This is a genomic window from Rhodococcus sp. OK519 (assembly GCF_003051005.1).
GTDB lineage: Bacteria > Actinomycetota > Actinomycetes > Mycobacteriales > Mycobacteriaceae > Prescottella.
The window spans coordinates 44,291-59,100 of the sequence record NZ_QAOW01000004.1; the positions used below are offsets into that span (position 1 = coordinate 44,291).

General features: G+C 70.4%; 12 protein-coding genes. 1 reads left to right on the top strand and 11 read right to left on the bottom strand.

From position 1 onward, the window contains the following. Positions 1-68: 68 nt before the first annotated feature. The 7 genes from C8K36_RS12670 to C8K36_RS12700 form a co-directional block, all read right to left on the bottom strand. Positions 69-980: a 3-methyladenine DNA glycosylase gene (locus C8K36_RS12670; RefSeq protein ID WP_107984862.1), complete on the bottom strand. Its 912-nt coding sequence runs from the start codon at positions 978-980 to the stop codon at positions 69-71. A gap of 5 nt (positions 981-985) precedes the next feature. Continuing rightward, positions 986-2,074, bottom strand: coding sequence for a hemolysin family protein (locus C8K36_RS12675; protein ID WP_107984863.1), 1,089 nt, complete (start codon positions 2,072-2,074; stop codon positions 986-988). Next, positions 2,067-3,437, bottom strand: coding sequence for a hemolysin family protein (locus tag C8K36_RS12680; RefSeq protein WP_107984864.1), 1,371 nt, complete (start codon positions 3,435-3,437; stop codon positions 2,067-2,069). Before C8K36_RS12680 ends, C8K36_RS12675 begins: the two co-directional genes overlap by 8 nt. Before the next feature lie 288 nt (positions 3,438-3,725). Beyond that, entirely contained in the window at positions 3,726-5,162 is a 1,437-nt protein-coding gene (locus tag C8K36_RS12685; protein ID WP_107984865.1) for a GuaB1 family IMP dehydrogenase-related protein, read from the bottom strand. A gap of 38 nt (positions 5,163-5,200) precedes the next feature. Further along, complete coding sequence (locus C8K36_RS12690; protein ID WP_107984866.1) at positions 5,201-6,226, bottom strand: pirin family protein; 1,026 nt, start codon at positions 6,224-6,226, stop codon at positions 5,201-5,203. 105 nt (positions 6,227-6,331) lie between these two features. Continuing rightward, positions 6,332-7,207, bottom strand: coding sequence for a DMT family transporter (locus tag C8K36_RS12695; RefSeq protein ID WP_107984867.1), 876 nt, complete (start codon positions 7,205-7,207; stop codon positions 6,332-6,334). A 3-nt stretch (positions 7,208-7,210) separates the two neighbouring features. Beyond that, the gene (locus C8K36_RS12700; protein WP_107984868.1) at positions 7,211-8,557 is read right to left on the bottom strand and encodes a DEAD/DEAH box helicase; all 1,347 of its coding nucleotides are present in this window, start codon (positions 8,555-8,557) and stop codon (positions 7,211-7,213) included. An 84-nt stretch (positions 8,558-8,641) separates the two neighbouring features. On the opposite strand from C8K36_RS12700, the gene C8K36_RS12705 reads away from it, so the two are divergent. Next, positions 8,642-9,142, top strand: coding sequence for a nucleoside deaminase (locus C8K36_RS12705; protein WP_420910880.1), 501 nt, complete (start codon positions 8,642-8,644; stop codon positions 9,140-9,142). A gap of 60 nt (positions 9,143-9,202) precedes the next feature. Here the strand turns inward: C8K36_RS12705 and gndA are convergent, their stop codons facing one another. The 4 genes from gndA to C8K36_RS12725 all read right to left on the bottom strand — a co-directional run bounded on the left by gndA (position 9,203) and on the right by C8K36_RS12725 (position 14,696). Further along, on the bottom strand, positions 9,203-10,663 hold the full coding sequence (gndA, locus tag C8K36_RS12710) for an NADP-dependent phosphogluconate dehydrogenase (protein WP_107984869.1): 1,461 nt from the start codon (positions 10,661-10,663) through the stop codon (positions 9,203-9,205). A 151-nt stretch (positions 10,664-10,814) separates the two neighbouring features. Beyond that, positions 10,815-13,040 carry a DEAD/DEAH box helicase gene (locus tag C8K36_RS12715; protein WP_420910881.1) on the bottom strand — a complete coding sequence of 742 codons (2,226 nt, stop codon included), beginning with the start codon at positions 13,038-13,040 and terminating at the stop codon, positions 10,815-10,817. Positions 13,041-13,280: 240 nt separating this feature from the next. Then, the gene (locus C8K36_RS12720; protein ID WP_107984870.1) at positions 13,281-14,246 is read right to left on the bottom strand and encodes a M56 family metallopeptidase; all 966 of its coding nucleotides are present in this window, start codon (positions 14,244-14,246) and stop codon (positions 13,281-13,283) included. A 27-nt stretch (positions 14,247-14,273) separates the two neighbouring features. Next, positions 14,274-14,696: a BlaI/MecI/CopY family transcriptional regulator gene (locus C8K36_RS12725; RefSeq protein WP_107984871.1), complete on the bottom strand. Its 423-nt coding sequence runs from the start codon at positions 14,694-14,696 to the stop codon at positions 14,274-14,276. Between the last annotated feature and the right edge of the window lie 114 nt (positions 14,697-14,810).

Below are 14,810 nucleotides of genomic sequence, written 5' to 3' on the forward strand. Positions count from 1 at the left end.
TCGTCCGGACTCGGCGCCGCGGCGGCGGGCGCGGTTGGCGCCGCACCACTGGCGTGATTCCGGAGCTGTCAGCCGACGGGCTGGTCGGCTGTGTGTACAGCTACCGAGCTGTCGGCGCCCAGCAGTCGACGGCACCGTTCGAGAATGTGCGCCCGCAGGTCCGCAGCCCGCTCGGCCAGCACCGCCTGCTCACGCACGTAGTCGGCGCGGCCCTGCGGGGTCTCGATGCGCACGGGCTCGTAGCCGTAGTCGGACAGGTCGTACGGGCTGGCCCTCATGTCCAGCTCCCGCGCGTCCGTTGCCAGACGGAAACAGTCGAGGACGATCTCGGACTCGATGAGCGCCCCCAGTTTGGATGCCCACTTGTACAGGTCCATGCCGGCGTGCAGGCATCCCGGTTGCTCGCGCGCGACCTGGTCGTCGCGCGACAGCGGTGCCTCGTTGAGGGGGACCGCGTCGGGAGTGAAGAAGCGGAACGCGTCGTAGTGCGTGCAGCGCAGTTGCATCGACTCGACCACCTCGTCGGTGCCGGTGTGTCCGAGACGGAGCGGGACCTGGGCGTGCCGGATCGCTTCCTCGCCGCCGTGGTAGACCATCGCCCACTCGTGCAGGCCGAAGCAGCCCAGGTGGGGCCGCCGGCCCGCGGTCGCGGACAGCAGCGCGGCGATGAACTCGACCGTGTCGCGGCGATGCGCGAGCACGTCGGGGGAGAGCGTCACCAGATCGCCGGTGACCTCGTAGCCGGTGTAGATCAGGTAGTCCTGCGCCGACGGTCCCGCGAGCGCGGTCCCGAACCCGGGATGCCAGCGTCGCAGCTGGTTCGGTCGGACGCTGTAGTACGTGAACAGGAAATCGTGCACCGGATGCTTGACGTCCGCGGCTTTGCGCTGCAGATGCGGCCCGACGAGATCCGCCACCACCTCGCGGTGGCGGTCCCGTCGGGCAGTCCACACTTCTTCCGGCAGAACTGCCGAATTCACTGCTCTCAAACCGCCTTCTGGCCGGGTACGGCATCGACGATCCGATGGGTGCCGTCGCGCACGGTACCGACGAACTCCTCGACGAGGTCCTCGAGCGCGACGATGCCGATCACCGCACCCGACCCGTCGACCACCGCACCGAGGTGCGAGTTGGTGCGCCGCAACCGGGCGAGAGCGTCGTCGAGGGGCAGCGTCACCGAGATGAGCGGCAGTCGGCGGATGTCGGACCGCGGGATCGCGGTCTCGGGTCCGGCCGTCTCGTCGGCGACCCGCTCCAGGACGTCCTTGAGATGCAGATAGCCGATCAGGACACCGTCGGCCTCCCGCACCGGGTAGCGCGAGTAGCCGGTCTCGACGACCGCCCGCTCGACCGCACCCAGCGTGGTCCCGCCGTCGACGAACGGCACGGTACGCATCTTCGCCGAGGGAATCATGACGTCGGCGACCGTGCGGCCCTCGGTCTCGAGGGCCTGGGTGAGCCGGCGGTGTTCCTCCTCGTCGATCAGGCCCTCGGTGTGGGATTCGCCGATCATCTCGGACAGCTCCAGTGCGGAGACCGTCGCATCGAGTTCGTCCTTGGGTTCGACGCGCAGCATCTTGAGGATGCCGTTGGCGCTGATGTTGTAGAACGCGATGAGCGGCTTGGCCAGCTTGATGAACGCGAGGTGCGCGGGCACCAGCAGCATCGCCGTCTTCTCCGGTCCGGCGATCGCGATGTTCTTCGGAACCATCTCGCCGAGCAGGATGTGCAGCACCACGACCAGGCCCAGTGCGATCGTGAACGCGATCGGATGGAGCAGGCCGTCCGGAACGCCGAGCGCGTCCATCGGCGCCTCGATGAGGTGCGCGATGGCCGGCTCGCCGACCTTGCCGAGCAGGATCGAGCAGATCGTGATGCCCAGCTGCGCCGCGGCCAGCATCAGCGACAGGTTCTCGCCGGCCTTGATGACGGTGGCAGCGCGCTTCTTGCCCTGCGCGTGCAGCGCCTCGAGACGGTCGCGGCGCGCGGTGATGAGTGCGAACTCGGCGCCCACGAAGAACGCGTTGCCCGCCAGCAGGACCACGGTGAGTAGAACACCGAACAGATCACCCACGGTGACTCTCCTCCCGGGTCGGGACGATCGCCGGGACCGGGGTCAACAGCACCCGGTCGATGCGACGGCCGTCCATCGTCAGGACACGCGCGATCCAGCCGTACCCGTCCGGGCCGATGGGCAGCCCGTTGGCGTCCGGCAGGCTCACCTCGTCGCCCTCGACCGGGATCCGGCCGAGTGACGTGAGGACGAGGCCGCCGAGGGTGTCGTACTCGCCCTCGGGCGCGACGTACCCGGTGGCGCGGCCGACCTCGTCGGTGCGCAGCAGCCCCGAGCAGGCCCAGCTGTGGCCGACGCGCTGGACGTCGATTTCGGGTTCGTCGTGCTCGTCGCGGACGTCGCCGAGGATTTCCTCGATGAGATCCTCCATGGTCACGACGCCGGCGGTGCCGCCGTACTCGTCGACGACGAGCGCGACCTGCATGCCGTCGGAGCGGACGCGCTCCATCACCGTGTCGCCGTCGAGGGTCGACGGCACCACGGGGACGGCCTGCGCGAGCGAGTCGAGCCGGGTGGTCGAGCGGCGCGCAGCCGGCACCGTGAACGCGTGTTTGATGTGCACGACACCGATCGTGTTGTCCAGGTCGCCGTCGACGATCGGGAAGCGGGAGAAGCCGGTGCGTGATGCCGCCTCGAGCAGGTCGGCGACCGTGGCATCCGTGTCGAGGGTCTCGATCTTCACGCGCGGGGTCATCAGTTCCTCGGCGCTGAGGTCGCCGAACCGCAGCGAGCGGTTCACCAGCAGTGCGGTCCCCGCGTCGAGGGATCCGCGTTCGGCGGACGTGCGGACCAGCGATCCGAGTTCCTGCGGGGAGCGGGCCGACCGCAGTTCCTCGGCGGGTTCGATGCCGAGGCGGCGGACCACCCAGTTGGCGGCGCCGTTGAGGCCGTTGATGGCCCACCTGAAGATCAGTGAGAAGCCGGCTTGGAGGCCGGCGGTGGCACGGGCGGTCGGCAGCGGCCTGGAGATCGCCAGGTTCTTGGGCACCAGTTCGCCGAAGATCATCGAGAACGAGGTCGCGATGATCAGCGCCAGCACCAGGGAGACCCCGCTGGCCGTGGAATCGGACAGGCCGACGCCGTTGAGCAGCGGGGTGATGAACCGGGCGAGCACGGGCTCGGCGAGGTAGCCGGTGATCAGCGTGGTGATCGTGATACCCAACTGGGCGCCGGAGAGCTGGAACGACAGCGTGCGATGCGCGTGCTGGACCTGACGTGCCCGGCGGTCGCCGCCGCGCGCATGGGCGTCGACGGTGCTGCGCTCGAGCGCGGTCAGGGAGAATTCGGCCGCCACGAAGAGGGCGGTGCCTGCGGTCAAGGCGATGAAGCCGACCAGGCTGAGGACGGTGAGTGCGACGTTCACGTCGACACCACCCGCCCGGGCAAGTGGGGAGCTACGGGGCCGCCGGGTTTGTCTCCCGGCTCGGTAGAGGAGCCCTCGGACTCCGCGTCCGGGCCCGGTGCAGTAGCTGCGGGTTGTGCGTCTGGGGGCGTGTGTATGGGTGCCTCGGGCACCGGGGTCCTCTCTGTCGGGCGGCGCATATCGTCGGTTCCAACGGAACCGGTGTCGACGATATTTCCGGAAACGAAGCCTCCACTGTACCGGGCGGCACCGGAACGGGATGAAACGGACACCCTTTTCGGGGTTGGGTCACCAGCCGGAGGGGAGGGGTCGCCCCTCCGCGAAACCGGCCGCGGACTGGACCCCGACGACGGCCTTCTCGTGCAGTTCGTCGAGGGTGCGGGCGCCGGCATAGGTGCAGGTGCTGCGTACCCCGGAGCAGATGTGGTCGAGCAGATCCTCGACGCCCGGGCGTGCGGGATCGAACCGCATCCGGGAGCTCGAGATGCCCTCCTCGAACAGGCCCTTGCGGGCGCGGTCGAACGCGGTGTCGTCGATGGTGCGGGCCGCGACGGCACGCTTGGAGGCCATGCCGAAGCTCTCCTTGTAGCGGTTGCCGTCCCGGTCGAACCGCAAATCGCCGGGCGACTCGTAGGTGCCCGCGAACCACGAGCCGACCATCACATTGGACGCCCCCGCGGCGAGAGCGAGCGCGACGTCACGCGGATGCCGGACCCCGCCGTCGGCCCAGACATGCGCCCCGAGATCGCGGGCCGCCGCGGAGCATTCGGCGACGGCCGAGAACTGGGGCCGGCCCACGCCGGTCATCATCCGGGTGGTGCACATCGCTCCCGGCCCGACACCGACCTTGACGATGTTCGCGCCGGCATCGATCAGGTCGCGCGTCCCCCGCGCCGAGACCACGTTCCCGGCGACGAGCGGCACCCCCAGCCCGAGTGCGGCGACCGAGCGCAGGGCGTCGAGCATTCGCTGCTGATGGCCGTGCGCGGTGTCGAGGACCAGTAGGTCGGCGCCGGCGTCGGCGAGTGCCTTCGCCTTGGCGGCGACATCCCCGTTGACACCGACGGCCGCGGCGATCCGCAGCCGGCCGTGTGCGTCGACCGCGGGCGTGTAGATCCCGGCGCGAATGGCCCCGGTGCGGGTGAGAACCCCGGCGAGCATGCCGTCGGCGTCGACGATCACCGCGAGCGGATCGTGCCGCGACTCGAGCAGTCCGAACACCTCGCGTGGGGTCGCCGTCGCCGGGGCGGTCGCGAAGTCGCGCACTGCGACGGCCCCGACACGGGTGAAGCGGTCCACGTCCGCGCACGACGCCTCGGTGAGCACCCCGATCGGCTTGCCGCCGTCGACCACGACCGCGGCCCGGTGTGCCCGCTTGTTCAGCAGCGTCAGCGCGTCCGAGACGGCGTCCTCGGGGTCCAGGGTGATCGGGGTGTCCGCGACCAGGTGCCGACTCTTGACGAACGCGACGGTCTCGGCGACCGCGGACGACGGCACGTCCTGCGGGATGACGACGAGACCGCCGCGCCGGGCGACAGTCTCGGCCATCCGCCGTCCGGCCACCGCGGTCATGTTGGCGACGACGATCGGGATCGTGGTGCCGGATCCGTCCGACGTCGCGAGGTTCACGTCGAAGCGTGACGCCACGTCGGTCCGGTTCGGGACGAGGAACACGTCGTCGTAGGTGAGGTCGTACGGGGGGCGCTGCCCTTCGAGGAACTGCACAGTCGCCGAGCGTACTGCGCACCCGGGCGTCGTGCCCGCTATCGGTCGAGTGCCGGATCCGGCCGCTCGACCCGTCCGTCGCCGTAGCGGGCGAAGCGTCCGGCCTCCCGATCGTGGACGGGAGCCTGCGAGGGCCACGGCCAGCCCCCGAAACCGGTGCGCCGGTAGTCGTCGTAGGCGGCGGCGATCTCGCGGTCGGTGTTCATGACGAACGGGCCCTGCGCGGCGACCGGTTCCCCGATCGGCACGCCCTGCAGGACCAGCACCGTCGCCGCGGTCTCGGCGCGCAACGTCGTTGCACCGCTGTCGTCGGGGGCGAATCCCCATCCGGAGTCGAGTGCGGCGCCGTCGACGTCGACGCGGGCGCCGTCGCCGTGCACGTAGAGCACCCGGCGGGTGTTCGGGGACGCCGCCGCGGGAAGATCGACGATGGCACCCGGTTCCAGGTCCACGAGCCAGATCGCGACGTCCGAGTCGGCCGCGGCCGCCCAGGAGTTGGTGGGCGGCGCGAGCGCGTCGCGGCCCGCGAACCGCCCCGCAATCACCCGCACCCGCGCGCCGTCGAGTACGACGTCGGGGATGTCCTCGTTCCACTGCATCGTGAACTCGGCCGACGCCGACTTGTTGCGGGCGGGCAGGTTCAACCAGATCTGGTACAGCTCGAAGTCGTTGTCGCCGTCCTGGTTCAGCAGCGGGAACATCTCCGAGTGGCTGACCCCGCCGCCCGCGGTCACCCACTGCACGTCGCCGCCGCCGTAGCGCGCGGATGCGCCGGTGGAGTCGGCGTGGTCGACGAACCCGCGCTGCACGACGGTGATCGTCTCGAAGCCGCGGTGCGGGTGCGCGGGAAACCCGGGCACGGTGGTGCCGTGATACATGTTCCACCCGGACGGGTGGCCGAAGTCCTGGCCGAGCGGGCGGTCGGAGACGTCGACGGCCGGCGTCATGTCCGGGGTGCCCTGAGGGTAGTGGTCGACGTGGTGGACGGCGAACAGGAACGGATCCACTGCCGGCCACGGGGTGCCGAGGCGGAAGACCTGTCCGGTGCGGGCGGGTGAAGTCACGGTTCCTCCAGAGAGCTGTCGTTGAAACTCGAACTGCAGTCTATAGTTGAAACTTGAACTGCATTGTCGACCGTGACAACGTCGCCGGGCCATCGGGCATTCCCGTCAGTCCGAGACAGGCTCCGGGGCAGGCTGCAGCGTGGCCTGTTCGCGCGAGAGCGCGATGGTGGCCACCAGCATCACGACGGCCGCCGCGGCGACTACCGCGATGCCGACACCGGATACCTGTAGGCGCTCGTCGAGCACGGTCATGCCGAGGAAGATCGCGACCACCGGTTCGCCGATCGTCATCGCCGGCAGCGACGCCGACAGCGGCCCCACCTGGAACGCGCGCTGCTGCAAGTACAACCCGATGATTCCGGCCGCGGCCAGGGCGTAGGTCTGCCACGCGCCGAGGACATGGCCGAGTCCGTGCTCGAATAGATCGGTGACGTACTTGGTGAAGGCGACCGCCACCCCGTAGAGCGCACCGCTCGCGCTGCCCAGCAGCAGCGCCCGCCAGCCGGGGGCAACCCGCGGGGACAACCCGAACGCGGTCGCAACCGCGACGAGCACCACCACCGTGACCAGCGGGACCGACCACTGCGCCCACGGCGCGTCGGTGCCGCCCTCGGTGGGGTTGCCGACGACCAGGAACACCGCGAGCGCGGCCGTGAGTGCAATCGCGAGCGCCCACGAGTTGCGGGTGAACCGGTACCCGGAGAACTTCGCCGACAGCGGCAGCGCGAACAGCAGCATCGACACCAGCAGCGGTTGGACGATCAGCACCGACCCCAGCGCCAGCGCGATCACCTGGAACAGGTAGCCGCCGCCGTCGCCGACGACGCCCGCCCACCAACGCGGGCTGCGCATCAGCGCCGCGATGAGCGATCTATCCTCCGGAACCTGCGCCGCCGCACTCTGCTGCGCCACCGAGGCGCACGCGAACAGGAACGCGGCGATCAACGCGCACACGATCGAGGCAGCGGGCAGTCCGGTCATCGGTCAGTTCCCTCCGCGGCGGCGTCGGCTCTGACCGGGTCCGGGGCGGGCGGTGCCGTCGCGTCGCGCCCCGCCACGACCCCGGACACCGCGCTGTGAACCCGGACCCCGACGATCGGTGGGGGCGTCTTTCTTCGGCGGCGCGGGCGACGCCTCCGGTTCCGGTACCGGCGTGCCGCTGGGCTCGCGCGCCCCGGTGACGTCCTCCCATCGCCGGTCGAGGCCGCCGACGTCGAGCGGATCGACGTCCACCCCCGCGGCCCGCATGACCTTCCCGGCGGGGCCGCGCTCGTCCTCGGTCACGACCGTCACCACGACACCGGTCTCCCCGGCGCGAGCGGTCCGCCCCGCCCGGTGCAGGTACGCCTTGGACTCGGTGGGCGGGTCGACGTGCACGACGAGCGAGACGTCGTCGACGTGAATGCCGCGGGCCGCGACGTCGGTGGCGACCAGCACCGGCACCGTGCCGTCGGTGAACGCGGCCAGGGTCCGGGTGCGGTGCCCCTGCGGCTTGTCGCCGTGCAGACCACCCGCCGGGATCCCGGCCGCGTGCAGCTCGTCGGTGAGCCGGTCCACGCCCGCCTTCGTGCGAACGAACAGCAGTGTCTTCCCGGACCGCGCCGCGATGCGGGCGACGGTGGCGTACTTGATCTCTCGCGGCACGTGCAGCACGTGGTGCTCCATCGTGTCGACGGCGGCGACGGCCGCGGCGGTCGCGTGCGTGACCGGATCGTTCAGGTAGCGCGCGACGAGTGTGTCGACCTCGCCGTCGAGGGTCGCCGAGAACAGCAGCCGCTGCGCCGACGCCGGGGTGCGGTCCAGGATCTCGGTGACCTGTGGCAGGAAGCCGAGCTCAGCCATGTGATCGGCCTCGTCGACGGTCGTGACCAGGACGTCGTCGAGCATGATGGTGCCCTGCGCCAGATGATCGGCCAGCCGCCCCGGCGTCGCGATCACGACGTCCACGACGCGCGCGAGCCGAGTGGCCTGTCCCTTGAACGGGACACCACCGACGATCGCAGAGGTCCGCAACCCGAGCGCGAGCGCTGGTTCGTCGAGCGCCTTCTCGATCTGGGCGGCCAGTTCGCGGGTGGGTGCCAGGACGATCGCGCGGGGGCGCCCGGGCCGGCTCGCACCGCCCTTGAGTCGCACCAGCAGCGGCAGCCCGAACGCGAGGGTCTTGCCGGACCCGGTCGGACCGCGGCCGAGGACGTCGCGTCCGGCGAGAATGTCGGGGATCGTGGCGGCCTGGATCGGGAACGGAGCGGCGATGCCGGCACGGCCGAGGGCATGCACGAGCGGGGTGGGCAGGCCGAGCTGCGCGAAGGTGGGGAGAGGACGGTCGGACATGGGTGGCGCGGGCCTTCCGTTCGTGAAGTCACAGGCTACCGCGGGGTGACACAATCGCGGTTCCGCGTGAATGAGGAGGTAGGTGTGTCCGAATCCGGGCGTTCCGAACTGGTGACCGAGGTGGAGTTCCGGCATCTGCAGCGATGCGTCGAGCTGGCGGCGGAGGCGCTGCTGGCCGGCGACGAGCCGTTCGGATCGGTGCTGGCGACCGCCGACGGCACGGCCGTCGCGGAGGACCGCAACCGCATCGCCGACGGCGACCGGACCCGGCATCCCGAGTTCGCGCTGGCGCGGTGGGCGGCCGAGAACCTGACCGAGGAACAGCGGGCCGGCGCGACGGTGTACACGTCGGGGGAGCACTGCCCGATGTGCGCGGCCGCGCACGCGTGGGTGGGCCTGGGGCGCATCGTCTACGTGGCCTCCACCGGGCAACTGGTGTCGTGGCTCGCCGAGATGGGCGTGCCCCCGGCCCCGGTGCGGCCGCTGCCGGTCCAGGACGTCGCCCCGGGCGTCACCGTCGTCGGACCGATCCCCGAACTGGTCGAGGACGTGCACCTGCTGCACCGACGGCTGCACGGGGCCTGACACGCGAATCGGGGCGGACGCCGCAGCGTCCGCCCCGATTCAGCTGTCGTGTGCCGAGACTCAGGCCTCGATCTCGGAACGGTCGCCGCTCCAGAGGGTATGGAACTTGCCGGGCATGTCGACGCGCTCGTAGGTGTGGGCGCCGAAGAAGTCGCGCTGGCCCTGGGTCAGCGCGGCCGGCAGACGCTCGGCGCGCAGACCGTCGTAGTACGACAGCGACGACGCGAACGCCGGCACCGGAATGCCGAGGGTGGTAGCGGTGACGACGACCCGACGCCAGCTGTCGATCGCGTTCTCGATGGCCTCACGGAAGTACGGCTCGACGATCAGCGACGTCAGATCCGGGTTGGTGTCGTACGCCTCCTTGATGCGGTTCAGGAAGCGGGCGCGGATGATGCAGCCGCCACGCCAGATGGTCGCGAGATCGCCCGGGGTGAGATCCCAGCCGTATTCCTCGCTGCCGGCGCGGATCTGATCGAAGCCCTGCGCGTACGCGACGATCTTCGACGCGTACAGCGCGCGGCGGATGTCCTCGGTGAACTGCTTTACGTCGGTCGGCTTGGCGCCCAGCTCACCGGACGCCAGCCCCTTCGCAGCCTTGCGCTGTTCGCGCGAACCGGACAGCGCGCGGGCGAACACCGCCTCGGCGATGCCGGTGACCGGCACACCCAGATCGAGCGCGGACTTGACCGTCCAGCGCCCGGTGCCCTTCTGCTCGGCGGCGTCCACGATCACGTCGACGAGGGCCTTGCCGGTCTTCGCGTCCTTCTGGCGCAGCACCTCGGCGGTGATCTCCACGAGGTAGCTCTCGAGATCGCCGGCGTTCCACTCGGTGAACACGTTCGCGACCTGCTCGGCGTCGAAGCCGAGGGCGTCACGGAACAGGTTGTACGCCTCGCCGATCAGCTGCATGTCGGCGTACTCGATGCCGTTGTGCACCATCTTCACGAAGTGGCCGGAGCCGTCCGGGCCGATGTGCGTGCAGCACGGGGTGCCGTCGACGTGCGCCGAGATCGACTCGAGCAGCGGGCCGAGCGCCGCGTACGACTCCTTCGGGCCACCCGGCATGATCGACGGGCCGTTGAGTGCGCCCTCCTCGCCGCCGGAGATGCCGGCGCCGACGAAGTGCAGGCCGCGCTCACGCAGCGCCGCCTCGCGGCGGATCGTGTCGGTGTACAGCGCGTTGCCGCCGTCGATGATGATGTCGCCGGGCTCCATCGCGTCGGCGAGTTCCTCGATGACCGCGTCGGTCGCGTCGCCGGCCTTGACCATGATCAGCACGCGTCGCGGCTTCTGCAGCGCGCCGACGAACTCCTCGATGGTCTCGGTGCGGACGAAGTCACCGTCGTCGCCGTGTGCAGCCAGAAGGGCATCCGTCTTCGCGACGCTGCGGTTGTGCAGGGCAACCGTGTGCCCGTGGCGGGCGAAGTTGCGAGCGATGTTGGATCCCATAACGGCGAGCCCGGTGACGCCGATCTGGGCGCGGGCAGCCTCGGTGCTGGCAGAAGTCTCGGAGGTCATGGTTACAGCTTCCCCCGAGACCCCACCGTGACGCGAACCGGCCCCGCAGTTCGGGACGTGACACCGGACACGCATTCGGCCCCGACCGCCCGGGGGAGGGCGGCCGGGGCCGAATGGGGTTCACGGACGGTCGATCACGTCGACCGGCGCACTACGCGTTGCGGTTGCGGTGCGGGCCGTCGAAGCCGTCGTAGCTGCGACGCTCCGTGCGGCTACGGAAGCCGCTGCTGCGCTGGTCGGACGCTCCCGCGCCACCGCGGCGGTCGCCGGACGGACGGTTGTCGCGGTCACCGAAGTCGCGGCGCGGGCCGCGGTCGTCGCGGTTGCTGGAGTTGCTACGGAAGCCGCCGCCGTCGCCGTCACGACGCGGGCCGCGGTCACCGAAGTCGCGGCGCGGGCCACGATCGCTCGAGTTGCCACGGAAGCCGCCGCTGTCGCCGTCGCGGCGAGGTGCGCGGTTGTCGCGGTCACCGAAGTCCCGACGGGGTCCGCGGTCGTCGCGGTTGCCGAACGAACGGTTGTCGCGGTCGCCCGAGTTTCCGCGGAAACCACCGCCGCGAGAATCGCCGCCCCGCGAGTCGTTGCCCCGCGAGTCGTTGCCACGGAATCCGTTGTCGCTGCGACGGTCGCCGAAGTCGCGGCGCGGGCCGCGGTCGTCGCGGTTGCTGGAGCCACGGAAGCCGCCGCTGTCGCCGTCGCGGCGAGGTGCGCGGTTGTCGCGGTCACCGAAGTCCCGACGGGGTCCGCGGTCGTCGCGGTTGCCGAACGAACGGTTGTCGCGGTCGCCGAAGTCACGACGCGGCCGATCGCCCTGCGGACGGTCGTCCCGGTTGCTGGAGCCACGGAAGCCGCCGCCGTCACCGTCGCGACGCGGGCCGCGGTCACCGAAGTCGCGTCGCGGGCCGCGATCGTCCCGGTTGCTGGAGTTGCCGCGGTAGCCACCTTCGCGGCGGGGACCACGGTCGCCGAACGAACGCTCACGGCGATCGCCGCGATCGTTGCCGAAGTAGCTCTCCCGCACCGGATCACCGCTCGGCGCCTGCGCGCCCGTGATGGTCGCGAGCTCCTCGGATCCGGGGAACACCGGCACGGCGGTCGCATTCACACCCGCCATGCCGGTGAGGCGGCGGAACATGCGTCGCTGGTTCGGCAGGACGATGGCCGCGACGACACCGGCCTCGCCCGCGCGGGCGGTGCGGCCGGCACGGTGCAGGTAGTCCTTGTGGTCCTGCGGCGGATCGACGTGCACGACGAGGTCGATGCCGTCGACGTGAATACCTCGTGCCGCGACATCGGTCGCGACCAGCACCGGGGTGCGGCCGTTCTTGAAGCGCTCGAGCACGCGGGTGCGCTGGTTCTGTGCCTTGCCGCCGTGCAGAGCCTCGGCCGCGACACCCTTCTCGCGCAGGCGCTCGGTGATGCCCTCGGCGCCCAGCTTGGTGCGGGCGAACATGATGGTGCGGCCCTTGCGGGAGGCGATCTCGGCGAGGACGGCGTCCTTGTCGCCGCGATCGACGAGCAGCACGTAGTGGTCCATCGTGGTGACCGACGCGCGGCCGTCCTGCGTGGAGTGCAGTTCGTGCTCGGGCAGGAACTCGCGCACGAGGGTCTTGACGTCGTTGTCGAGCGTCGCCGAGAACAGCAGGCGCTGGCTGTCGTTCGGGGTGTCGCCGAGCAGCGTGCGGACCTCGGGCAGGAAGCCCATGTCGGCCATCTGGTCGGCCTCGTCGAGTGCCGTCATCTCGATCTCGCCGAGAACGCACGTGTTCTGCCGCAGGTGGTCGCCGAGGCGACCCGGGGTGGCGACGAGGATGTCGACGCCGCGACGCAGCTGGTCGACCTGCTTGGTGAAGGGGGTGCCGCCGACCGCCGCGCGAACGTTCAGTCCGAGCGAGGCGGCGTACGGGGTGAGCGAATCGACGACCTGGAACGCGAGTTCGCGGGTCGGCACGAGAACCAGCGCGCGCGGACGCTTGGGGGCCGGGCGGTCCTCGTGACGCGCCAGGCGCGCCAGCATCGGCAGACCGAATGCGAGCGTCTTGCCGGAGCCGGTCTGGGCGCGGCCGAGAATGTTCTTGCCTGCAATCGCATCCGGGATCGCCATCGCCTGGATCGGCGACGGGACCGTGATCGAGTTGCGGGCGAGTGCGGCGACGACCGGCTCGGGCAGGCCGATCTGCGCGAACGTCAGCTCGGGCTCGGTGTCGGCTTCGGTGTCGGCGTCTGCCGACTCATCGGTGGTCGACTCGGCGTCGGTGTCGGTCGGCTGGGGGGCCTCGGCCTCGACAGTCTCGACGGAGGTCGGGACGGCAGGGTTGTCCTGCTCGTCCTGTACAGAAAGATCTTGTACTGAAGGATCTTGGGCAGCAGTGGTCACGCGGAAATACCTCTCCGGACGTCGGGCGCGTTTCGGAGCGGGGCTGTCATGCAGCCGCACGAAGAGACGAGCCAGGGCACATATCACCTGGCCATCTGAGCGCGTCTTGCGGGAGAGATGGGGCTGTGTGCCACACATTGATTGATCGGGCCGCGACGGCGGCCGAAATCGAGTGTACGCGATGCCGCCCGCGGTCGACGACACATCGTGAGTGGTGTGACCAGCGCTACTTCTGGGGAATCAGGGCTGTGTCGTCGAGAACAGTCGGCTCAGCTCCACCAGCCACGGCACCGCGACGGCGATGGTCGGCACCACGAGGATGGCCGCCGCGCCGGCGTACGCGGCCGCCGCGATCCGGACGTCGGCGCCCGCACCGGTGAGGCGCTGCACGCGAACGAGAGTGCTCGGTCCGCCTACGGCCATCGCACCACGAGGTGCCGTGGAGCCGGCGCACGCGACCAGAGCACGCGCGAGCGGCGCCGGGCCGGTCACCTTGACCGCGGAGTCGTCGGCGAGGAGCTCGACCAACAACTGCACCGAGCCGAGGGCTGACTTCGATCGCGCCACCCGAGGGAACGCGTGGTGGACGGCGGTGAAGGCCTCGAGGACCAGGTCGTGGCGGGCACGCAGGTGCGAACGCTCGTGAGTGAGGATCGCGGTGACCTCGGCGTCGTTCAGCGAATTCAGCGTCCCTTCGCTCAGGACGACTCGCTGCCGCAGCCCGGGAAGGCAGTACGCGATCGGTTCGGCCGTCTCGAGGACTCGGACGTCCGAGAATCGCCCCAGCGCGGCGGAGACATCGATGTCGCCGCGGTCGAGGAGATCGACGAGCATGCGATGGCGGGCGCGCCGGCGGCGGGTGTGCACGCCGACGCGCACGATCGAGAAGATGAGCTTGGCGCCGATCAGCAGGGTGATGCCGAACACGGCGACATACAGCAGCCACAGTGGGAGCCCCAGCGCGTCGATCTCGGCCGTCGGCTCGGTGGTGGGTCGTCCGTCGGGGCCGGGCACCAGCAGCTGGCTCGCGATCGCGAGACCGGAACTGAACGCGGACAGGACCGCCGCCAACGCGATGGCCTGCCACAGCACCAACGCCGCTCGCGGAGCGCGGAAGGGCCACTGTGCTCGACTGAGCAGTGCCGGGACTGGCCCCGACAGCGCAAGCGCGAGTAGCCCGAAAGCCAGCGCCGTAGTGGCGTTCATCGATTACCGGTCATGACGGCGGGAGCCTCAGCTCGCGCGTCCGGTGCCGGGACGCAGACCTGCCGGGCCGGCCTTGGCGGCTTCCGCGACCTCGAGGGCGGCGAGCGCCTCACGGAGGGCGGCAGCCTCGTCGGCACCGACCTGGCCGACGAAATGCACGAGCGCAGCGGCACGCTCACTGGATGCGTCGGCCTGCTGCAGCGCGTCGACCATGAGGCTCGCGACCAACTCGTCGCGACCGTGCATCGGAAGGTACCGGTGCGCGCGGTCGTCGCGCTGCTGGATCACGAGGTGCTTCTTCGCAAGTCGCTGGAGCACGGTCATCACAGTCGTGTACGCCAGTTCCCGGCGTGCGGCGAGTGCTTCGTGCACCTGCCGCACGGTCTGGGGTTCCGTCGCCGACCACAGGTGGTCCATCACCGCACGTTCGAGCTCGCCGAGTCCAGCCATGCTCCGATTCTACGGACCACCCTCCCCGAATGCTTACTACTGCCAGTAGTAAGTTCGGCGCGTCGGTGTGGTATCGGTCTCAACGCCGCGTCGGGCGGTATACCGGTGGGGGAG